The 19,011-nt window shown below is 62.2% G+C and carries 21 protein-coding genes; 12 read left to right on the top strand and 9 right to left on the bottom strand.

The features are described from left to right. The first annotated feature begins 119 nt into the window (after positions 1-119). Complete coding sequence (locus tag K3724_RS06080) at positions 120-401, top strand: DUF167 domain-containing protein (protein ID WP_259990986.1); 282 nt, start codon at positions 120-122, stop codon at positions 399-401. A gap of 3 nt (positions 402-404) precedes the next feature. On the opposite strand, the gene K3724_RS06085 is transcribed toward K3724_RS06080, so the two are convergent. Continuing rightward, the gene (locus K3724_RS06085; RefSeq protein WP_129370243.1) at positions 405-644 is read right to left on the bottom strand and encodes a hypothetical protein; all 240 of its coding nucleotides are present in this window, start codon (positions 642-644) and stop codon (positions 405-407) included. 149 nt (positions 645-793) lie between these two features. Between K3724_RS06085 and K3724_RS06090 the strand changes: the two genes are divergently transcribed. From K3724_RS06090 to K3724_RS06110, 5 genes are all read left to right on the top strand, one after another. Continuing rightward, positions 794-1,507 (top strand): M48 family metalloprotease, encoded by a 714-nt coding sequence (locus K3724_RS06090; RefSeq protein ID WP_259990989.1) that lies wholly within the window; start codon positions 794-796, stop codon positions 1,505-1,507. 2 nt (positions 1,508-1,509) lie between these two features. Next, complete coding sequence (locus tag K3724_RS06095; protein ID WP_237457217.1) at positions 1,510-1,902, top strand: YigZ family protein; 393 nt, start codon at positions 1,510-1,512, stop codon at positions 1,900-1,902. Positions 1,903-1,990: 88 nt separating this feature from the next. Further along, positions 1,991-2,254: a DUF6455 family protein gene (locus K3724_RS06100; protein WP_027258172.1), complete on the top strand. Its 264-nt coding sequence runs from the start codon at positions 1,991-1,993 to the stop codon at positions 2,252-2,254. A 40-nt stretch (positions 2,255-2,294) separates the two neighbouring features. Next, positions 2,295-2,555: a DUF6455 family protein gene (locus tag K3724_RS06105; RefSeq protein WP_259990994.1), complete on the top strand. Its 261-nt coding sequence runs from the start codon at positions 2,295-2,297 to the stop codon at positions 2,553-2,555. Positions 2,556-2,560: 5 nt separating this feature from the next. Continuing rightward, positions 2,561-2,830 (top strand): DUF6455 family protein, encoded by a 270-nt coding sequence (locus tag K3724_RS06110; protein ID WP_259992574.1) that lies wholly within the window; start codon positions 2,561-2,563, stop codon positions 2,828-2,830. A gap of 78 nt (positions 2,831-2,908) precedes the next feature. Here K3724_RS06110 and K3724_RS06115 read toward each other — a convergent pair whose 3' ends face one another. Further along, complete coding sequence (locus tag K3724_RS06115; RefSeq protein ID WP_259990996.1) at positions 2,909-3,151, bottom strand: CDGSH iron-sulfur domain-containing protein; 243 nt, start codon at positions 3,149-3,151, stop codon at positions 2,909-2,911. A 198-nt stretch (positions 3,152-3,349) separates the two neighbouring features. Between K3724_RS06115 and K3724_RS06120 the strand changes: the two genes are divergently transcribed. Then, positions 3,350-4,702, top strand: coding sequence for a hypothetical protein (locus K3724_RS06120; RefSeq protein ID WP_259990998.1), 1,353 nt, complete (start codon positions 3,350-3,352; stop codon positions 4,700-4,702). A 19-nt stretch (positions 4,703-4,721) separates the two neighbouring features. Here the strand turns inward: K3724_RS06120 and rimO are convergent, their stop codons facing one another. Beyond that, positions 4,722-6,140 carry a 30S ribosomal protein S12 methylthiotransferase RimO gene (gene rimO, locus K3724_RS06125; RefSeq protein ID WP_259991000.1) on the bottom strand — a complete coding sequence of 473 codons (1,419 nt, stop codon included), beginning with the start codon at positions 6,138-6,140 and terminating at the stop codon, positions 4,722-4,724. A 648-nt stretch (positions 6,141-6,788) separates the two neighbouring features. Here rimO and K3724_RS06130 point away from each other — a divergent pair. Beyond that, positions 6,789-8,699 carry an AsmA family protein gene (locus tag K3724_RS06130; protein ID WP_259991002.1) on the top strand — a complete coding sequence of 637 codons (1,911 nt, stop codon included), beginning with the start codon at positions 6,789-6,791 and terminating at the stop codon, positions 8,697-8,699. Positions 8,700-8,950: 251 nt separating this feature from the next. Here K3724_RS06130 and K3724_RS06135 read toward each other — a convergent pair whose 3' ends face one another. From K3724_RS06135 to K3724_RS06150, 4 genes are read right to left on the bottom strand one after another with little or no spacing between them, the layout of a single operon-like run. After that, on the bottom strand, positions 8,951-10,447 hold the full coding sequence (locus tag K3724_RS06135) for a phosphomannomutase/phosphoglucomutase (protein WP_259991004.1): 1,497 nt from the start codon (positions 10,445-10,447) through the stop codon (positions 8,951-8,953). 21 nt (positions 10,448-10,468) lie between these two features. Next, on the bottom strand, positions 10,469-11,302 hold the full coding sequence (gene kdsA / locus K3724_RS06140; protein WP_129370252.1) for a 3-deoxy-8-phosphooctulonate synthase: 834 nt from the start codon (positions 11,300-11,302) through the stop codon (positions 10,469-10,471). A gap of 15 nt (positions 11,303-11,317) precedes the next feature. Beyond that, a complete protein-coding gene (locus tag K3724_RS06145; protein WP_259991006.1) occupies positions 11,318-13,042 on the bottom strand; it encodes a capsule biosynthesis protein in 1,725 nt (574 codons plus the stop codon). Continuing rightward, positions 13,020-13,679, bottom strand: coding sequence for an ABC transporter ATP-binding protein (locus K3724_RS06150; RefSeq protein WP_129370254.1), 660 nt, complete (start codon positions 13,677-13,679; stop codon positions 13,020-13,022). The genes K3724_RS06145 and K3724_RS06150 overlap by 23 nt, the downstream gene beginning before the upstream one ends. 242 nt (positions 13,680-13,921) lie before the next feature. Here K3724_RS06150 and K3724_RS06155 point away from each other — a divergent pair, with 242 nt between their 5' ends. Continuing rightward, the gene (locus K3724_RS06155; RefSeq protein WP_409201404.1) at positions 13,922-14,539 is read left to right on the top strand and encodes a uracil-DNA glycosylase family protein; all 618 of its coding nucleotides are present in this window, start codon (positions 13,922-13,924) and stop codon (positions 14,537-14,539) included. After that, the gene (locus tag K3724_RS06160; RefSeq protein WP_259991010.1) at positions 14,536-15,327 is read left to right on the top strand and encodes an SseB family protein; all 792 of its coding nucleotides are present in this window, start codon (positions 14,536-14,538) and stop codon (positions 15,325-15,327) included. Before K3724_RS06155 ends, K3724_RS06160 begins: the two co-directional genes overlap by 4 nt. A gap of 298 nt (positions 15,328-15,625) precedes the next feature. Here the strand turns inward: K3724_RS06160 and yghU are convergent, their stop codons facing one another. Beyond that, on the bottom strand, positions 15,626-16,501 hold the full coding sequence (yghU, locus tag K3724_RS06165) for a glutathione-dependent disulfide-bond oxidoreductase (protein WP_259991012.1): 876 nt from the start codon (positions 16,499-16,501) through the stop codon (positions 15,626-15,628). A gap of 272 nt (positions 16,502-16,773) precedes the next feature. Here yghU and K3724_RS06170 point away from each other — a divergent pair, with 272 nt between their 5' ends. Further along, the gene (locus K3724_RS06170) at positions 16,774-17,292 is read left to right on the top strand and encodes a YHS domain-containing (seleno)protein (RefSeq protein WP_259991014.1); all 519 of its coding nucleotides are present in this window, start codon (positions 16,774-16,776) and stop codon (positions 17,290-17,292) included. 142 nt (positions 17,293-17,434) lie between these two features. Here the strand turns inward: K3724_RS06170 and K3724_RS06175 are convergent, their stop codons facing one another. After that, on the bottom strand, positions 17,435-18,034 hold the full coding sequence (locus K3724_RS06175) for a GcrA family cell cycle regulator (protein WP_259991016.1): 600 nt from the start codon (positions 18,032-18,034) through the stop codon (positions 17,435-17,437). Between the two features lie 160 nt (positions 18,035-18,194). Here K3724_RS06175 and K3724_RS06180 point away from each other — a divergent pair, with 160 nt between their 5' ends. Continuing rightward, positions 18,195-19,007: an ABC transporter permease gene (locus tag K3724_RS06180; RefSeq protein ID WP_259991018.1), complete on the top strand. Its 813-nt coding sequence runs from the start codon at positions 18,195-18,197 to the stop codon at positions 19,005-19,007. Positions 19,008-19,011 lie beyond the last annotated feature (4 nt).

Genomic DNA, 19,011 nt, shown 5'->3' on the forward strand with positions numbered 1-19,011 from the left:
CTGCACCTGTGCTGCAAAGGCAGCAGGCGGCGGGGCTGGGCTTCGTTGACCCGGTGGTAGCTGCGGGGCAGCGGAAAAGTCTATGGTTTTTGCCGCCCGCACAGGGCAAATGTGGTGCTATGGGAAAGCCGAAAAAGAAAGACCTGCCGGATCTGAGCCAACTGTGTGTTCCGGGGATGGAAATCGCGGTGCGGGCCGCGCCCAAGGCGGCGCGCAATGCGATTGTGCCGGCAGAGGGCGTGCTTAAGATTTCGGTTACCGCGGCACCGGAGAACGGCAAGGCCAACGACGCCGTCCGCAGCCTGCTGGCCGCGGCAATGGGCACTGCGGCGTCCAATCTGGTCCTGCGCCGCGGTGCAACCTCGCGCGGCAAGGCTTTTGTCTACAACGGCCCGGCCTGACGCCTAGTCATCACCTGGCACAAGCCTGTAGACGCCTTCCGGCAGGTCCAGCGCTGCGGCCAGATCCCGCACCTGCAAATGGGACAGGGTGATTGTCTGCACTTTGTCGGTGCGCGGGTCGTATTGTTCGACCGTCACGCATTCGGTGAAGGAATTGATGGTCACATCCTCGGTGAGCGGGGTTCCGTCCTCATCCACCAGGGTAATAACCGTCGAGTCGAATTCATGCTCTATGGTAAACATAAGTCCAGCCTGCACTGCCGCCTGGCTGCTGGCAAGGCCTTGCAATCACAGACTATCACATGGATCTGGCAGCAAGGTTCCGCTGCCGGGCGATTGCCTTCCGACATCCTTGCGCGATAAAGTAGCCCGGAACTGCAAAAGGAAGTGCCATGCGCCGTTTACTGTGTCTCATTGCTCTTGCCGTCGGCGCCTGTGATGTGGCGATTGAGCCTGCGCCGCAATCTGCGCCGGTTGCTCGGACACCGCGGGTGCAGGGGATGGCGCCAGGGGAGGCGCGCACCGCCTTTGCGTCGGTGTCCCGGCGGGTGGAGCCGGTGGCTGAACGCGCGTGCCGCAGCCGGACCCAGGGGCTGAACTGCGATTTTCTGATCCGCATCGACCCGAACCCCAACGCGGCCCCCAATGCTTATCAAAGCCTCGACCGTTCCGGCCGGCCCATCATAACCTTCACACAGCGGATGCTGGGGCAGATCGCCAACCAGGACGAGCTGGCCTTTGTGATGTCGCATGAGGCCGCCCACCATATTCGCGGCCATCTGGCGCGGCAGGCGCAGAACTCGGCGCTGGTCAGCGCCGGTGCAGGGCTGATCACAGCCCTTGCGGGCGGCAGCGCGGCAACAGTTTCCACCGCACAGGATGTGGGCGGTTATGTCGGCGCGCGCACCTATTCCAAGGATTTTGAGCTGGAGGCCGATGAGCTGGGCACCCTTATTACCCATCAGTCCGGTTTCCGGCCCAGCATCGGCGTGCGCTTCTTCAACCGGCTGCCGGATCCCGGCGACCGTTTCCTGGGCACCCATCCCGCCAACCCGGACCGGGTGCGGGTGGTGCAGGCCACCATCGACCGCCACGGGCTGAACTGAGCATGACTGCCAAGGATCAGGCTGCGCCCGCGCTGGAGATGCTGGGTGTGGTGCTGACCGACCGCGGCTCGCGCTATGCAGTGACGGGGGCGCGGGTTGCCTCACGCGCGGAGGTCGACGCGGTGCTGGCTGAGCTGAAGTCTGACCGCGCCTATGCCAAAGCGACCCACAACACCTGGGCTGCGATGCTGCCCGCGGGCGGGCTTAAGGCTGATGACGGCGAGAGCGGCGCGGGCATGGTGATCCTGCGGATGATGGAGCGCGAAGGCCTGAAGGATCATGTGATCATCGTTACCCGCTGGTATGGCGGCAAGAAACTGGGCGGCGACCGGTTCCGCCGGGTGCAGGATGCGGTGCGCGCGTATCTCGGCCACCTGGGCGGGAAATCCGCCTGAACCCGGTCCCGTTTGACCTGCATCAAATCGGCACCTGCGCCCTGCCGCTAAGCTGTACCCGAAATGAATGATTCCGGGGGACTGCGCGATGACCACCCATGCCGATTTGAAAAAGCACGCCGAGCTGTTTGACCGGATGGCCGGCACCGTCGGGCTGGATCTTGAGGAAGAGGCGGTTGCCGGAACTCTGCGCTTTGACGAGATCGCCGAGGCAGTGCTGCGCTGCAGCCGTTGCGGCGGCGTCGGGGCTTGCCGCAAGTGGCTGGCCGAAGGGCCGCGCCCCGGTGCCGAGGCGCCTGATTTCTGCCGCAACCGCGACCTGCTTGGCTATTTGAACGAGCAGCAGGCCTGATGGCTCCGGATTTCTTCCGGTCTCTTTAAGGAGTTCGAACATGCAGCCATTGGGGGACCCCTTGTATCATTTCCGGCTGATGGCCCGGATGGGCCAGGCTGTGGGGGCGGATCTTACATCTGCCTTTGCCGCGGGGGATATCAGCCACGCGGACTGGGCCGAGATGATCACCCGCTGCCGCGGCTGCGGCGCGACGGATCAATGCGAGGCTTTTCTGTCCGCCCATGACCACGCTGAAGCACCGATGCCCGGCTGCCGCAATGCGGATGTGCTGATGCAGTTGAAGGGCCGCAGCGCGTGAAGGACATGGATGCGGAGGCCCGGAGCCTCGGCAATATCTTCCGCCACCTGTGGCTGTTGCGCGCCGTGGCCAAGGCCGCGGGCGTCGATCTCGATCATGCGGTGAAAACCGGGCAGCTCAACGGTTTGGACTATGCCCGGATGGTGACCGCCTGCCGCGGTGCGGGCTGCAGCCAGTCCTGCGCGCTGTGGATCTCCACCCGCCGCGATGACGGCACCCCTGCGGTTCCAGAGTTTTGTCCCACCGGGGATGTATTCCAACGGCTGATGCCTTAGGCCGCAGCATGGCCTGCCAGGCGTGATCTGCCCGGCGGGCTTGGCAGGCCTGGCGTGCTTGGCGTGCGGGATGGTCTGTTACAGCTTTGAGTGGCTGCCGTCGCATAAGGGCTTTTTGCCAGAGTGCTTGCAGCCGCAAAAGAACAGCTTGCCGTCCTTTTCTGCTTTGTATTTCACCGGCTCGAACGCCGTGCCCTTGTGCGAGGCATCGCAGAACGGCTGCTTTTGCGACTTGCCGCAGGCGCACCAGAAATAGGTCTTTCCCTCAGTCACTTCGACGGGGAAGGGGGCTTTCTGGGCGATTTCCGGAGTGTCTGTCATGGCTGGGGGCTCTCCCTGGCTGGTTGCGGTTGGGGGAGAGCGTAGCAGACAGGGAGCGAAATGTTAGCTGGTAGACTTCGGCAATGATGATCCGTGCTGCTTCAACCTTTGCAATGTCTTATAAGTTGTGCAAAATCATTCTAGGATTGTATATCCATAGGGCTTTACTGAATTTGCGAGAGGGGCTTGGAGGGCATCATGGACAGACCAGAATATCTAAAGCAGGGGGAGCCTGCGCGCCTTTTTCCGGTGTTGTCCAATAACTCCAAAGAGGGACGGACGACCTCAATTCTTTTGGCGTGCCTTTCCAAAGTTGAGGAACTTGCATCAGAGTTGTTAGCGTCATTGGGGCAACGAACCGGGAAGCGCACAACCGTGGAGACATTCACAGAAGTAGTCTTTGACGGTCAGAAAGAGGGAGGCAAAGATCGCCCTGACGGGCTGATTGTCGTGGGAAACGGCTCTCGAGAATGGCGCGCCATGGTGGAGGCCAAGATTGGCAATAATCCCCTGACTGCAGAGCAAATAGAAAAATACCGCAGCCTGGCAAAGGACAACAGGATTGACTGCGTCATTACAATTTCCAACCAATTTGCGACATTGCCCGCCAGCCATCCGCTGGAGGATGTCCGTAGAAGCCGCTCGAAGGTCCCAGTTTTCCACTGGTCATGGATGTTCGTCCTGACAACGGTTGACTTACTGATCAGCAACGACGGTGTTGCCGACGATGATCAGCGTGTGTTGCTGAATGAATTGAGGCGCTTTTTAACGCATGAAAGCGCAGGTATTCGCGGTTTCGACCGCATGCCGCCAGATTGGGGCGAACTGAACAAGCTTGTTTCGGCAGGAGGCAAGATACTTGCTAAGTCTCCAGAAGCGATTGCGGTATTGGAAGCTTGGCATCAGGAAACCAAAGATTTGTCATTAATCTTGAGCAGGCAGACGGAAACAAACGTAAGAGAGCGTTTAAACCGGAAACATGCAAAGAATCCTGCTGACCGGCACAAAGATGAACTGAACCAACTAAGGGAAGATCACCAACTGCAGGTCAGCTTTGAAATACCAGATGCTGCGGCAAATTTGGAGATCGTGGCGGATCTAAATCGCCGGACGATTGAAGCAGGTATGACGCTCAGAGCACCCGAAGACAAGAAGTCTTCTAAGGCACGATTGAATTGGCTGCTTCGCCAATTGAAGAGCGAAGTCAATGATGATCTCTTTGTTCGAATGACTTGGCCCGGCCGCAGTGAAGACACTCAATTCTCTTTGGTGGAACTGTTCGCTGATCCTGATCTCTGTGAAAAAGACAAAAACGGGCTCCAAGTCGTCAGTTTTCATATCTATGTGGCAAAGCGGTTGGGGGCAAAATTCACTCAGCAAACGAACTTTATTGCGGAACTTGAAGAGATTGTTCCAAAGTTCTATCGCGAGATTGGCCAAGACCTTTCTTCTTGGAGGAAACCTGCACCAAGAATCCGAGAGCCACAGACGGACGCCAGTGTCCAATCAATAGAAGAGGAAGCTGAGGTAGAGGCGCTGCGGGCGCAGTGAAAATGCTGCGCGTTGTGCCTTAGGCGGTTCTCACACCCCAAAGGTCGTACTCCCCGGCCTCATCAACCTCAACGGTGACCATATCGCCGACTTTCAACTCTTCAACCCCATCATCAATGAACAGGTTGCCGTCGATCTCCGGCGCGTCGGCTTTGGTGCGGCAGGTGGCGATGCCGTCTTCGTCGATGTCGTCGACAATGACCTGCATCGTCTGGCCGACTTTCGCCTCAAGTTTCGCCTCGGAGATCGCCTGGGCCTTCTCCATGAAGCGTTCCCAGCGTTCCTGCTTCACTTCTTCCGGTACATGGTCCGGAAGGTCGTTCGAGCGCGCACCATCGACGTTTTCGTATTTGAAACAGCCAACACGATCCAGCTGCGCCTCGTCCATCCAGTCGAGCAGGTGCTGGAACTCACCCTCGGTCTCGCCGGGGAAGCCAACGATGAAGGTGGAGCGCAGGGTGATATCCGGGCAGGCCGCGCGCCAGGCGCGGATTTCGTCCAGCGTCTTGGCTGCCGCCGCGGGGCGGGCCATGCGGCGCAGCACATCCGGGTGAGCGTGCTGGAAGGGGATGTCCAGATAGGGCAGCAGCGCGTTGTCCGGGTCCGCCATCAGCGGGATCAGGTCGCGCACAAAGGGGTAGGGGTAGACATAGTGCAGCCGCACCCACAGGTCCTCTGCCGGGGCCAGCCTGCCCAGCTCGCGGCTGAGGTCGAGGATATGGCTGCGCACCTCCTCCCCCTTCCAGGGGTGGCTGGAATACTTGCGGTCCAGCCCATAGGCAGAGGTGTCCTGGCTGATCACCAGCAGTTCACGGACCCCGGCCCCGACCAGCTTTTCCGCCTCGCGCAGCACCGCGTGGACGGGGCGGGAGGCCAGCTTGCCGCGCATATCCGGGATGATGCAGAACTTGCACTTGTGGTTGCAGCCCTCGGAAATCTTCAGATAGCTGAAGTGCCGCGGGGTGAGCTTGACGCCGGCCGCAGGCAGCAGGTCCACGTAAGGGTTCGGGGAAGGCGGCACTGCGGAATGCACCGCGTCCAGCACCTGTTCGTACTGATGCGGGCCGGTGACCGCGTGGATGCGCGGGTGGTGCTCGCGGATATAGTCCGGCTCGGCGCCGAGGCAGCCGGTGACGATGACTTTGCCGTTTTCCTTCAGCGCCTCACCGATCGCCTCAAGGCTTTCCGCCTTGGCGCTGTCCAGGAAGCCGCAAGTGTTGACGATTACGGCGTCGGCGCCGGCGTAGTCGGGCGAGATGCCGTAGCCTTCGGCGCGCAGCCGGGTCAGGATGCGCTCACTGTCCACCAGCGCTTTGGGGCAGCCGAGCGACACCATGCCGAGCGTCGGCTGGTCCGGGCGCGGCGCATCACCGAACTGCGGGCGGGGGGCAAGGTCGGGGCGGAGGCTGGGCGGGTTGCTGGACGGGGTACTGGTCATTCGCGCGCATATATCAGGAATGCGGTAAGAGGCAAGGAAAACGGGGGTGTCAGGTGTGACCCCCCTCTGCACACCTCCTGTGCACCCGGCGGCTGCATTTTCCCTTTGCACGGCCGCAAGGCCGGGCAACGCCTGCCCTTCGTTTGGTGTTGAAGGCGGAGCGCCAAAGCCCGTAGCCAGCGGGCGCAAAATTCTGCAACGACGCCAATGTAGCGTTTGAAGGTGCCGCCGGTTTTCGGGGTTTTGTGTGTCCTAGTGCATATCCGGTGTCTTCTGGAACTGTGTCTGCCAAGGTTGCTCTCTTCACCGCTGAGGCGAAGAAATGGCGGTCTCAAGCCAAGCAGATGCCTCTAACCGCGCGCGAAGCCTGAACCACCGTCCGCCATATCCTCGCCAAACAAGGCCTCCCCGTAGACGAGCACTTCTTTTTCCGCCGGGAGATGCATTTTGCCGGAAAGATCGGCTCCATCTGGCAGCGGCTGCCCTATCTGCTGTTCGGCCTGTTCTCCGGAAACGGCTATCCTGCGGTCAAAACGCGCGAAGCTTTGATGCAGGAAGCGGCTTCCTGCATTGCACCCGCTCCACCAGACGGTAAGCTGGCAAAAAGACCCTTGGACTACAGGGGGGCAAGACATGAGGAGTGGGCTGATGAAGCTGATAATCCGGGTTGTGACCGCGCTGGTGCTGACGGTGGTGGTGCTGGCGGGGCTGGTGCTGCTGCTGCCGGGCGAGAAAATCGCGCGGCTGGCGGCTGATCAGCTGGAGACGCAGACGGGCCGCAAGCTGGCGTTCGGCGGCAAGGTGCGCTTTACCTTCTGGCCGACGCTGGGGGTCAAGGCGGACGCGGTGACGCTGTCCAATGCAGACTGGGCGGGACCCGAGCCGATGCTGCAGGCCGAGCGTCTGACCATCGGCGTGGCGGCGGCAGAGCTGTTGCAGGGCGATGTGCGGGTCACGGAAATTTCGGCGATCCTGCCGCATCTGAACCTGGCCACCAACGAGGACGGCATCGGCAACTGGGTCTTTGGCAGCGGCGCCCCAGCCTCTGGCGGTCCGGCCGCAAGCAGCAGCGGTGCGCTGCCGCTCAGGATTGAAGCGGTCGATCTGACCGGGGCCTCGCTGCGCTACGCCGCATATGGCGAAGCGCCGGTGGAGATGAAAAACATCGACCTTAGCCTGCTGTGGCCGGAACCCGATGGCACCGTGAACGCCAGGGCGACCCTGCGCCCGGCGGGGGAGCCGGTGGAGGTGGATGCCGAGATCGGCACCTTTGCAGCGTTTCTGGCCGGTAAGGTGTCCTCGATCGGGGCAACGGTGACGGCACCGGGCGGCAAGGGGCGGTTTGACGGCCATGCCGATATCAACGGCGAGGCCAGCGGGCGGCTGACCTTTGGCGCTGATGATGCGTTGCAAACGGGTGTCGCGCTGGGGCTGGCCCTGCCGGATGCCTTGGCGCAAAAGACCGTGTTCGGCGCCGATGTGACCTATACCGCCGACGGACGGCTGTCGATGCGTGATCTGGCGGTTGAGCTGGGCGGCAACAAGCTGACCGGCGCCGCGGATGCAGAATTCAACAAGCGGCCGGAGATTACTGCGCAACTGCGCGGCGGCGCGCTGGATTTCTCCGCGTTGGCTGGCGGGACGGGCAGCTCTGGCAGCGGCGGGGCAGCCGCGGCGGGCTGGCCGAAGGGCGCGATTGATGCCTCGGCGCTGGGGCTGGCGGATGCTGTCATTGACCTGTCCTTTGACAGCTTGAATACCGGCGGTGTGATCCTGGGAGCCAGCACGCTGAACCTGACGGTTGAGCGCAGCCGCGCGGTGCTGAAGTTCCTGCCGGCCTCCATGTTCGGCGGCCAGGTGCGGGGGCAGCTGGTTGCCAACAACCGCAATGGCCTGTCGGTGGGCGGCAAGCTCTCGTTCAACGGCATCAGGCTGGAGCGGGCCCTGGGCGAAACCGCGGGCTACAGCCGGCTGAACGGCGAGGCGCTGGGGGAGCTGGAGTTCCTGGGGGCCGGAAACTCAGCAGACGCTATCATGCGCTCGCTCAACGGCAAGGGCTGGCTGGAAGCGGGCAAAGGGTTCTTTACCGGTTTCGATCTGGAGCAGCTGATGCGCTCGGGCGGTAATGGCGGCAGCACCGTGTTTGATCAGATGACGGCCAGTTACATAATTGACGGCGGCAACCTGCGCAACCAGGATCTTCTGGTTCTGCTCAAGGGGTTCCGCGCCGAAGGCAAGGGCCGGATCGGGCTGGGCGCGCGGGATCTGGATTATCTGTTTATTCCCCAGTTGGTGCGGGCAGGCAGTGATCAGGTGCTGACCATCCCGGTGCGGATCACCGGTCCTTGGGAAAACCCGGATATCCGTCCGGACCTGAGCCAGGCGCTGCAGCCGAAAATCGACGAGATCGAGCAGGAAGCCAAGGACCGCGTGCGCCAGAAGCTGAGTGAAGAGCTGAACACCGAAATTGCGCCGGAGCAGGACCTGAACGACGTGCTGAAACAGCGCATCGAACAAGAAGCGCGGGACCAGTTGCTGAAACTCCTGGGCGGCGATTGATCTGCCCCGCCGGAGGCCGGGTCAAGGAGGACCGCAGCCCGGCCTGTCCTTGACGCGGCTGCAGGCGCCTTACACTTGGTATGGCGCAGCTAAGGGCAGGGCTTCGCCCATTCGGGCCTGAATTGATCACCCGGATCAATTCCAAGACGGCCTTCACCCCTTACACCGCTTCTCAGCAGAAAGAAGCGCCCGCCGAAGGCGGGCGCCGGTCGCCTGCGTCAGCAGGCGAAACCACTCAAGTGCCTCTGGGATCAGATTGTTTGGTCGTAATCGCCGACCTGCGGCTCGGTGCGGATCACCGCGTCGATATCCGCGAAAATCGCCCGCATCTCGTCTTCGCTTTCGGAGCTTTCGCAGACCACCACCAGGTTCGGCGTGTTGGACGACGCGCGCACCAGCCCCCAGGAGCCATTGTCCAGGATCACCCGCGCACCATTCACGGTGACAACTTCTTTGATCGCCCGGCCGGCAAGGCTGTCGCCCGCCTCATGCTTGGCCACCAGTTTCTGCACCAGCCGCTCCAAAACGCCGTATTTTTCGGTATCTGCGCAATAGGGCGACATGGTCGGGGTGGACCAGGTCTTGGGCAGGGCCTTGCGCAGGTCCGACATCGACTGATCCGGATTGCGGTCCAGCATCTTGCAGACTTCAACCGCCACCCGCATGCCGCAGTCATAGCCACGGCCGATGGGTTCAGCCAGGAAGTAGTGGCCGGATTTCTCGAACCCGGCCAGGGCGCCGATTTCCTTGACCCGCCGCTTCATGTGGCTGTGGCCGGTTTTCCAGTAATCCGCCGTCACACCGTTCTTTTGCAGCTCGGGGTCAGAGGCAAACAACCCGGTGGATTTCACATCCGCCACAAAGGTGGAGTTCGGATAGATTTTGGACAGATCGCGCGCCATGATCACACCCACCTTGTCGGCAAAGATCTCCTCGCCCTCGTCATCCACCACGCCGCAACGGTCGCCGTCGCCGTCAAAGCCAAGCGCCAGATCGGCGCCCGAGGCTTTCACCGATGCCGACATGTCATGCAGCATTTCCATGGCTTCGGGGTTGGGGTTGTAATGCGGGAAGGTGTAGTCCAGCTCGTTGTGGCTCTCAACCACCTCAACCCCCAAACGCTTGAACAACTCGGGCGCAAAGGCCGAGGCGGTGCCGTTGCCGGTGGCGCAAACCACCTTCAGCGGGCGGGACATTTTGAAATCTCCTACCAGATCGTCAAGGTAGGCCTCTTTCACGCCATCCACGAACTCGTAAGAGCCGCCCGGAGCGGGCTGGCCTTCGCCGTTCAGCACGATGTCACGCAGCTCGTCCATCTCGTCCGGGCCGTGGGTCAGCGGGCGCTCAAAGCCCATCTTGACGCCGGTCCAGCCGTTGGGGTTGTGCGAGGCGGTGACCATGGCGACGGCAGGCACATCCAGGTGGAACTGCGCGAAATAGGCCATTGGCGACACGGCGGGTCCAATGTCCTTCACTTGGATACCGGCCTGCATCAGGCCGAGGATCAGGGCGTTTTTGATCGCCAGCGAATAATCCCGGTAATCGTTGCCGACCGCAATCACCGGCTCGATCCCGCGTTTGCGCATCTGGGTGCCCAGCCCCAGGCCCAGGGCGGTCATGCCGGGCAGGTTGATCTCCTCCGGGTACTTCCAGCGTGCGTCATATTCGCGGAAACCCGTGGGCTTGATCATCGCGTCGCGCAGAAAGCTCCAGGTGTTCGGGGTCACCTCGGACTGGGGTTTTGTCATCTCTGAAATCTCTTTGCTGGTTCAAATACGGATGGGATCGGCCTTGGCCAGCGCATCAAAGCGCATCAGGCTGCCGATAAGCTGCGGCATCTGATCCAGATAGATCATGTTCGGCCCGTCGGACGGCGCGGTGTCCGGGTCCTCATGGGTTTCGATGAACACCGCTGAAATACCGAGAGAGACAGCCGCGCGCGCCATCAGCGGGGCAAACTCGCGCTGGCCGCCGGTGGAGCCGCCCTTGCCGCCGGGCTGCTGAACCGAATGGGTGGCGTCCATCACCACCGGGTAGCCGCCCTGCGCCATCTGCGGCAGCGACCGCATGTCGGCGACCAGGGTGTTGTAGCCAAAGGAGGTGCCGCGTTCGGTCAGCAGGATATTGGTGTTGCCGGTGCTTTCCACCTTGGCAACCACATTGGCCATGTCCCAGGGTGCCAGGAACTGGCCCTTTTTGATGTTCACCGCCTTGCCGGTATTGCCTGCCGCCAGCAGCATGTCGGTCTGGCGGCACAGAAAGGCGGGAATTTGCAGGATATCAACGGCCTCGGCCGCCACCGCGCATTGCGCTTCGGTGTGCACATCGGTCAGCACCGGCACGCCGAATTCGCGGCGGATGGTGTCCAGCACCTTCAGTCCTTCGTCCAGCCCCAGGCCGCGCTTGCCGGACAGCGAGGTCCGGTTGGCCTTGTCATAGGAGGCTTTGAACACAAACTGGGCGCCGGCCTTGTCGCAGGCCTCTTTCAGCTGCCCGGCAATCATCCGGGCATGGTCTGCGGTTTCCAGCTGGCAGGGGCCGGCGATGAATGTCAGCGGACAATCATTGCCGATAGTGAGGCCGGCGATATCGATGTTTTTCATGAGCTTCCGATGGCTTTATGATGAGACCTGTTCCCGCAGGATAGACGCGGTAAGCGAGCACATCAGATAAATACCGGAAAAGATCAGGAAAGCCAAAACGGTATTCTCGAACTTGCGCGGATAAGACGGTTCCTGGCTGGGAACAGGCTCCACCGCGGTGGTCAGATAGCGGACCTGGCGATTGGCCTCCAGACGGGTGGTTTCCACTTGCTGCAAGGCCGATTGCAGCATCAGATCGCGGGTCGCCAGATCGGCCTGGGCCATCTGAATCTGGATCCGCAGATTGGCCAGCGAGTTTTCGCCGGCCGAGGCGTCGACCATCCGGTTGTTGAGGCTTGCGATCACTGCTTGCAGCCGCCGGATGTCGGCCTCGGCGCCGGACACCTTTGCCCGGTTGGGCCGGGCATTGTCCTGAAGGGCGGCCAGTTCCAGCCGTTTTTCCTCCAGCTGGATTTCAAAGGTGCTGATCTGCTGGCGCAGCGATACCACCACCCCTTCGGGGTCCAGAACCGAACCTTGCTGCTGCAGCAGCACAAGCTGTTCCTGCGCTGCCCGGCGCTGGCCTTCGGCGTCTGACAGGGCGGATGCGGCTTCCGACATCTGGTCGGCACGCTTTTGCTGCGACAGGTTGTTCACCTTCTCCTGCGCATAGGAAATCAGCTTGCTCGAAAACTCTGCCGCGGCTTCGGGATCGGCGGCAGAGACTTCCATCCGCACCACGCCCTCGGTCGGGTCATAGCCGATCTTCACGTTGCGGCTGTAGGTGGCATAGGCTTCCTCGTTTGTCGGGTCGCTCTGCAGCCGCTGGATCGGGTCCAGCCAGGCTTGGGTGAAATGCGCCTTGAAACCTGCCTCGCGGTCCAGCCGCAGCATCGCCTCCTTGGACATCAGGTAGCTTTGCACTGCAATCGAGTCCTGGCTGGTGGCGAACTGAGTGCCCGACAGCAAGCCGCCGACACCGCCGCCCGCGCTGTCGGCCTTAAGCACCAGGAACTCGGATTTGGAGGAATACATCGGCGTCGCCACCGAATAGAAGTAAAACCCCGCGGCCAGTGTCGGCAGCAGCACGAAAAAGGCCAGCCGGGCTGCCAGCAAGGTCAGTTTGCGGCGGCGGCGGCGGGCGATATCGCGCTGGATTTCCTGGATTTCACGGGTGCGCCGCTCTGCCGGGCTCAGCTCGGTCGAGGGCAGGGTGGTTTTGCCCGCGGGCACTGTTTGCGGCAGCTGGACCGAACCGGGTGCAGGCGGGGTGCCTGCGGGCTGCGCCTTGTTTTGCGGCACCACCAGTTCCAGCATATTGGCGCGCTTGAACGGGTCGATGCCGCGTTCGCGCAGCATCTGCACGGCTTCAAAATCCGAGGTAGGGGCAAGATTGTGTTTCTGCGCCATCCGGCGGGCCAGGCGCAATTGACGGCCGGTCAGGCCTTCGTGGCGGATCGCATTGATATCGGTTTCCTGCTGGGTCTCGCGGGCCGAGCTGACCATGCCGGACAGCGGCGCGGCGCGGGTCTGCGTTTCAGCCGGATGTGCTGCGCCCGGATTTGCCGGGGCTGCCTGGGCTGCCGATGCTGCTGCAGGCGCCGCGGGCCGGGCGGCAGCGGCTGTTCGGGGCTGGGAATGCCCGGCCGCCGGGCTTGCAGCTGCGCCGGCCGCCTGAGGCTGATCCCCGGCGCCGCTGGCTCCGGCTGCAGCGGGACTGCGGCGGATGCGGAACTTTTTAGCTCTCGGTTTCGTAGTCATAGAGCTGTTTCGCTTCTTCCAAAGTGTCAAAAATGTGCAACTGGCCCTGCAGCAGGACCGCAGCTGAACGGGCAAATTTCTCCAGCGTCTTGGCTTGGTGGGAGACGATGATGATTGTGGTTGTCTCCAGCCGCTCCTGCAGGATTTCGCCGGCCTTGCGGTTGAACTCCACATCCGTGGTGCTGGGCATGCCTTCATCGATCAAGTAGATGTCAAAGTCCAGCGCCAGCATCAGCGAGAAGCTGAACCGTGCCCGCATCCCCGAAGAATAAGTGCCGATCGGCTGGTCGAAATATTCGCCCAGACCGCACAGCCAGCGGCAATAGGCCTCCACATAGTCGGGATCCAGGCCATACAGTTTGGCGATGTAGCGGCAGTTTTCCATTGCGGACAGGCGGCTGATCACCCCGCCCATGAATCCCAGCGGAAAGGAAATCTTGCAATTGCGGCGGATCTCACCCTCATCCGGTTTTTCCAGGCCGGCCATCATGTTGATCAGCGTAGTCTTGCCGGTGCCGTTCGGAGCCAGCACGCCCAGCGATTTGCCCGGCTCGACGCGGAACGACACGCGGTCAAGGATCACCTTGCGCTGGGTCCCTGTCCAGAAGGACTTGCTGACGTTTTCAAACTCAAGCATTGCTGGTTCCGGTGCTGCTCGTGCGGCCCTCTTGCGGGCTCTGTCTGCCTCGTGTTCACAATGGCGCACTGACGCGCCCGTGGCTCTTTGGTATCAAAAGAGTGTTAATGGCCTACGCCGCGAATTTGGCTTTATTATGTCGAATTGTACCATAATTGATCAATGAAGTTTTAACCAATTCAGCCCCGATCCGGGGTGCGGGACGGGTTTTTTGGCGGCAGGATGGCAAGGCGGGGCGAGAGATGACTGTTTCCAAGGGCGGGACAATGAAGTCCGGGCAGCAATTGAAGGCGGAGATTCGGGGCTGCCGGATCTGTTCGGACCGCTTTGCCGCCACCGCCACCGCGCATGAGCCGCGCCCGGTTGTGTGGTTCCGCCCCTCAGCGCGGATCCTGATTGCCGGCCAGGCGCCGGGTGCGCGGGTACATGAAAGCGGCCGGCCCTTTACTGACCCGTCCGGTGACCGGCTGCGGGCCTGGCTGGGCCTCACTGAGGCGGAATTCTATGACAAGGACCGGGTGGCGGTGGTGCCGATGGGGTTCTGTTTTCCCGGCTACAACGGCAAAAAGGCGGATCTGCCACCGCCTGCCATTTGCAGTAAAACCTGGCATGCCCAAGTGATGGCGCAGCTGCCGGATGTCCGCCTCAAGGTGCTGGTCGGCGCGCATGCGCAGCGCTATCACCTGGGGGTGAAGGGGCCGCTGACACCGCTGGTTCAGGGCTGGCGGGATCATGCGCCGCAGGTCTTCCCCTTGCCGCATCCGTCCTGGCGTAATACCGGATGGCTGAAGAAAAACCCCTGGTTCGAGGCCGAACTGCTGCCAGTGCTGCAGGCCCGGGTGAAGGAGCTGATGCGATGACAGAAGAAACCCCGCTGGATCTGGCCCATGCGGCGATGGAGGCGGCCCCTGCAGACGATGCTGCCCGGCTGCGGTTCTACGAGCGGCTGGCTGACAGCGAACTGTTCCTGATGCTGACCGAAGAAGCCGCCGGCGGGCAGATCTCGCCTGAGCTGTTTGAGACACCTGAGGGTGCCTTTGTGCTGGTGTTCGACCGCGAAGAGCGCTTGGCGCAGTTTGCGGGCCGGGCGGTGCCTTATGCGGGGCTTTCCGGCCGCGTCATCACGCAGATGCTCGCCGGGCAGGGGATCGGGCTGGGCCTGAACCTGGAGGTGGCGCCCTCTGCCATTCTGATCCCTGCCGGCGCGGTCGGCTGGTTGCATCAGACCCTTGGCCACACCCCGGACGAGGTGGAAGCCGGCATTGCGGAGTTTACGCCGCCAACCGGGTTGCCGGAGGTGCTGCTGACGTCGCTGGACGCCAAGCTGGCTACTGCCGGCGGGCTGGCGGCTGCGGCCTATCTGGCGGGGGTGCGGTATGCCGGCGGGGGGCAGGGGCATCTCCTGGGGTTTGTCGGCGCCAAGGAGGCTGCGCAACCGTCGCTGGCCAAGGCCGCGGGCGAAGCGCTGACCTTTTCCGGAATTGAGGCGGGGGCGATGGATGTGGCCTTTTTTGCGGCAGAGGATCCGGTCGCGGCCAGCCTGGCCCGGGTCGGGTTGCGGTTCGATCTGCCGCAGCCGCCGGAACCGGACGCCCTCCAGCCGGAGATCCCGGGCAGCAACCCGGACAAGCCGCCGCGGTTGGTCTGACTGCAGCTGTCACGGTAGGCTCCCGCCTGCTCCGGCACATTTTGCAAATGTGCCTCACAGTTGGGCGTGGCGCTGTGCTGTGCACAGCGCGGCCCTTTCTGCTGAGAAGCGCTTACAGAGAAATTTGCCCCGTTAAGCGCTTGTTCGAGAATGTGCCAGCCCTTGACCCGGCAAAGGTTGAAAGGCTGCTTGCAATCGGTGGCGCGCCGCGCGTCAGCGCGGCGCCGGGCCCAAGGCCGCAAAAGGAAGCCCAGGCATTGCCTGGGCTATCGCGGGCGCGGGAGGGCTTGGCAGGCGGTTACTCCGCTGCCGGTTCCAGCTTGTCCTGGGTGCGGGTGGCGAAATCGCTTGCGTCGTGGCGCTCGTGCAGCTGCATGTGCAAATCGCCGAATGACCGGTTCACCATGCGGCCGCGCTGCACTGCCGGGCGGGCGTCGATCGCCTTGGCCCAGCGGACCACATTGGTGTAGCTTTCCACGTCCAGGAACTCTGCCGCATCATAAAGACGGCCCAGAACCAGCTGGCCGTACCAGGACCAGATTGCCATATCGGCAATGGTGTATTCCTCACCCGCAATGTAAGTCCGCTCCGCCAGCTGCCGGTCCAGCACGTCAAGCTGGCGTTTGCTCTCCATCGCAAAGCGGTCGATCGGATACTGCCACTTTTCCGGCGCATAGGCATAGAAATGGCCAAAGCCGCCACCCAAATACGGGGCGCTGCCCATCTGCCAGAACAGCCAGCTCAGGGTCTCGGTGCGCGCAGTGCCGTCCTTGGGCAGGAATTCTCCGAATTTCTCGGCCAGATGCATCAGGATCGAACCGCTTTCGAACACCCGCACCGGTTCATCGCCGCTGCGGTCCAGCAGCGCCGGGATCTTGGAGTTCGGGTTGATCCCAACAAAGCCGGAACCGAACTGGTCGCCGTCGCCGATCTTGATAATCCAGGCGTCATATTCGGCGCCCGCATGGCCCTTGGCCAGAAGCTCCTCCAGCATCACTGTGACCTTTACCCCGTTCGGGGTCGCCAGAGAGTAAAGCTGCAGCGGGTGCTTGCCAGCCGGCAGTTCCTTGTCATGCGTCGCACCGGCAACGGGGCGGTTGGTGGAGGCAAACTCGCCGCCGTTTTCTTGCTCCCACTTCCAGACTTTCGGCGGGGTATAGAGGGTGTCGCTCATCTGTCGGGCCTTGCTTTGATTGTTTCCGTTTTGCGGTCAATCGCACGCGCTGCGGCAATTGGCTGTGGCAGAGATAAGAGGGGATTTGGAAATTCCAATGACTGGAAGGTACGGAGGCGGAAATTTTACAAAATGCTCACGGGGTCTCGTCTGTGCACACAGCCGCGTGAACCCCCCTTCGCATTTGCGCCGGGACCTATAGTGTCTGACACGAAGCCGGTTAAGATGCCGGTGCCCGAATTGAAGCGATCACCGATGAAAGGGATGATTTCATGAAGCGTTTTGCATTTGCTGCCGTGGCAGCGCTGTCCTTTGCCCTGCCGGCCTTTGCAGGCGAGCAATATGTCGATGGAACCGGATTTGCCGTCTCCGGCTATGACGTGGTGGCCTACCGCAGCCTGGACATGAACCCGGTGGGCACCGCGCAGCCTGAACCGGTCCGGGGGCACGCGGATTTTACAGCCGAACACAACGGCGCGACCTGGGCGTTTTCAACCGCGGCCAACCGCGACGCGTTTTTGGAAAATCCGGCCCATTATGCGCCGCAATATGACGGCCACTGCGCCTATGGTGTGTCGCGCGGCGGTAAAGTGCCCGCTAATCCGAACCTGTGGCGCATTGTGGATGACAAGCTGTATCTGAACATCACTGACGTTGTCGTCGGTTTCTGGGAAGAGGACATTCCGGAAAACATCAACCTGGCCGAAGGCAACTGGCCGGGGATTGAGCCGGACGCGGCCTCGGGCAGTGTGATCCCGAAATTCACCTCCGAAGGTCCGGTGGCAAACTGATTTAGCGCTCAGTTACCCGGTGCCCTGCTCCTGAGCCGTCTACCGGGCAAACGGACCGCAGAAATGAAAAACCCGCGCGGCAAGGCGCGGGTTTGATTTGATGCAGAAGCGTTCGCGCAGGCAGCGAGTGCTTGCCCGATCCTCAGCGGCGGCGGTCGCGGCGCGAGGACATCGGCTGGAACGCCACGCCCACATGCGCTTCGCAATAGGGTTTGCCTTGCTGGGAAGGCAGGCCGCAGAACCAGAAATCCTCGGTCGCGGGATCGCCCACCGGCCATTTGCAGGTGCGTTCGGTCAGATCCATCAGGCTCAGCTTCTTGGCCTTCTTTTCGATCTCGTTGACCTTGGCCAGTGCTTCGGGGCTGATTTCATTGGCCGAAGGCTGCGGCGGCAATGGCTGGCCGGCCGGGATGATCTGGCGGCGTGCAGGCGTCGCGGGCCGGGCTTCGGCTGCCGCGGGCTGGACCGCTGCGGGGCGGGCCGGCTCGGTCTTGGGCTGCGGCTTGGGTTTGGCTGCGGCCGCAGGTTTCGGTGCCGCAGCGGCGGGGGCTGCTGCGGGCTTTTCCTTGGGCTCGGCGGCCTTGGTTGTGCCGCTGTTGCGGTTGGACAGGCCGAGGCGGTGCACCTTGCCGATCACCGCGTTGCGGGTGACGCCGCCCAGTTCTTTGGCGATCTGGCTGGCCGACTGACCCTCGCCCCACATTTTCTTGAGCAGTTCGACGCGCTCGTCTGTCCAGGACATCTGTTGCCTTTCCAAGCTAATAGCGGCCCCAGGGATTCTGCGGCCGCCATCATATTCCGTGTGATCGCCCTATTCTAATCACTGCTGGCGGAGTTACAAGGCATCTTGCGCCCCTTGCCGCAGCCGTTATGCAGGCAAAGCAGCGAAAAACGGGGGCAGCATGGCGGATCAGGGGTATCAGGTTGAATTGGGCGCACGCCGGTTCGGGCGGGTGAACTGGCTGGGGCTTAAGGCGCTGGCCTGGCGCGAGGTGAAGCGGTTTCTGGCGGTCTGGACCCAGACTCTGCTGGCGCCGCTGATGACCGCGGCGCTGTTTCTGATGATCTTCAACATTGCCATCGGCCCTCAGCGCGGTGATGTGATGGGGGTGCCGTTCCTGACCTTCCTGGCGCCGGGCATCATGATGATGACGGTGATTCAGAACGCTTTTGCAAACACGTCCTCTTCCATCGTGATTGCCAAGGTGCAGGGTAACATTGTCGACACGCTGATGCCGCCCTTGTCAGGGCTGGAGATCCTGCTGGGCTATTTGGCCGGGGCGGTGGCGCGCGGCACGCTGGTGGCGCTGGCCATCGGGCTGGGGCTGATGGCAGTGCTGCAGATCGTGCCGGCGCATCCGCTGACAGCGCTGGTGTTCATCGTGCTGGGTGCGGCGTTTCTGGGCGGCTTGGGCATCGTTGCGGGCGTCTTTGCTGACAAATTCGATCAGATGGCGGCGATCACCAATTTCATCGTCACTCCGCTCGCCTTTCTGTCGGGCACCTTCTATTCGGTTGAGGCATTGCCGCCGGTTCTGAAGGTGATTTCGCATCTGAACCCGGTCTTCTACCTGATCGACGGCGTGCGATTCGGGGTGATCGGCACCTCCGACAGTCCGCCGCTGCTGGGGCTGGCGGTTTGCAGCGGTGCCACCTTTGTGGTGTGCCTGTTGGCCTGGGCCATGCTGCGCTCCGGCTACCGGCTGAAACCCTGACGCT

It is taken from the genome of Leisingera sp. M658, assembly GCF_025144145.1.
Classification (GTDB): Bacteria; Pseudomonadota; Alphaproteobacteria; order Rhodobacterales; family Rhodobacteraceae; genus Leisingera.

Excerpts from the sequence above, each read along its gene's own strand:
- K3724_RS06080 (WP_259990986.1), top strand. The coding sequence starts at position 120 with ATGGGAAAGCCGAAAAAGAAAGACCTGCCGGATCTGAGCCAACTGTGT.
- K3724_RS06085 (WP_129370243.1), bottom strand. The coding sequence starts at position 644 with ATGTTTACCATAGAGCATGAATTCGACTCGACGGTTATTACCCTGGTG.
- K3724_RS06090 (WP_259990989.1), top strand. The coding sequence starts at position 794 with ATGCGCCGTTTACTGTGTCTCATTGCTCTTGCCGTCGGCGCCTGTGAT.
- K3724_RS06095 (WP_237457217.1), top strand. The coding sequence starts at position 1,510 with ATGACTGCCAAGGATCAGGCTGCGCCCGCGCTGGAGATGCTGGGTGTG.
- K3724_RS06100 (WP_027258172.1), top strand. The coding sequence starts at position 1,991 with ATGACCACCCATGCCGATTTGAAAAAGCACGCCGAGCTGTTTGACCGG.
- K3724_RS06105 (WP_259990994.1), top strand. The coding sequence starts at position 2,295 with ATGCAGCCATTGGGGGACCCCTTGTATCATTTCCGGCTGATGGCCCGG.
- K3724_RS06110 (WP_259992574.1), top strand. The coding sequence starts at position 2,561 with ATGGATGCGGAGGCCCGGAGCCTCGGCAATATCTTCCGCCACCTGTGG.
- K3724_RS06115 (WP_259990996.1), bottom strand. The coding sequence starts at position 3,151 with ATGACAGACACTCCGGAAATCGCCCAGAAAGCCCCCTTCCCCGTCGAA.
- K3724_RS06120 (WP_259990998.1), top strand. The coding sequence starts at position 3,350 with ATGGACAGACCAGAATATCTAAAGCAGGGGGAGCCTGCGCGCCTTTTT.
- rimO (WP_259991000.1), bottom strand. The coding sequence starts at position 6,140 with ATGACCAGTACCCCGTCCAGCAACCCGCCCAGCCTCCGCCCCGACCTT.
- K3724_RS06130 (WP_259991002.1), top strand. The coding sequence starts at position 6,789 with ATGAAGCTGATAATCCGGGTTGTGACCGCGCTGGTGCTGACGGTGGTG.
- K3724_RS06135 (WP_259991004.1), bottom strand. The coding sequence starts at position 10,447 with ATGACAAAACCCCAGTCCGAGGTGACCCCGAACACCTGGAGCTTTCTG.
- kdsA (WP_129370252.1), bottom strand. The coding sequence starts at position 11,302 with ATGAAAAACATCGATATCGCCGGCCTCACTATCGGCAATGATTGTCCG.
- K3724_RS06145 (WP_259991006.1), bottom strand. The coding sequence starts at position 13,042 with ATGACTACGAAACCGAGAGCTAAAAAGTTCCGCATCCGCCGCAGTCCC.
- K3724_RS06150 (WP_129370254.1), bottom strand. The coding sequence starts at position 13,679 with ATGCTTGAGTTTGAAAACGTCAGCAAGTCCTTCTGGACAGGGACCCAG.
- K3724_RS06155 (WP_409201404.1), top strand. The coding sequence starts at position 13,922 with ATGACTGTTTCCAAGGGCGGGACAATGAAGTCCGGGCAGCAATTGAAG.
- K3724_RS06160 (WP_259991010.1), top strand. The coding sequence starts at position 14,536 with ATGACAGAAGAAACCCCGCTGGATCTGGCCCATGCGGCGATGGAGGCG.
- yghU (WP_259991012.1), bottom strand. The coding sequence starts at position 16,501 with ATGAGCGACACCCTCTATACCCCGCCGAAAGTCTGGAAGTGGGAGCAA.
- K3724_RS06170 (WP_259991014.1), top strand. The coding sequence starts at position 16,774 with ATGAAGCGTTTTGCATTTGCTGCCGTGGCAGCGCTGTCCTTTGCCCTG.
- K3724_RS06175 (WP_259991016.1), bottom strand. The coding sequence starts at position 18,034 with ATGTCCTGGACAGACGAGCGCGTCGAACTGCTCAAGAAAATGTGGGGC.
- K3724_RS06180 (WP_259991018.1), top strand. The coding sequence starts at position 18,195 with ATGGCGGATCAGGGGTATCAGGTTGAATTGGGCGCACGCCGGTTCGGG.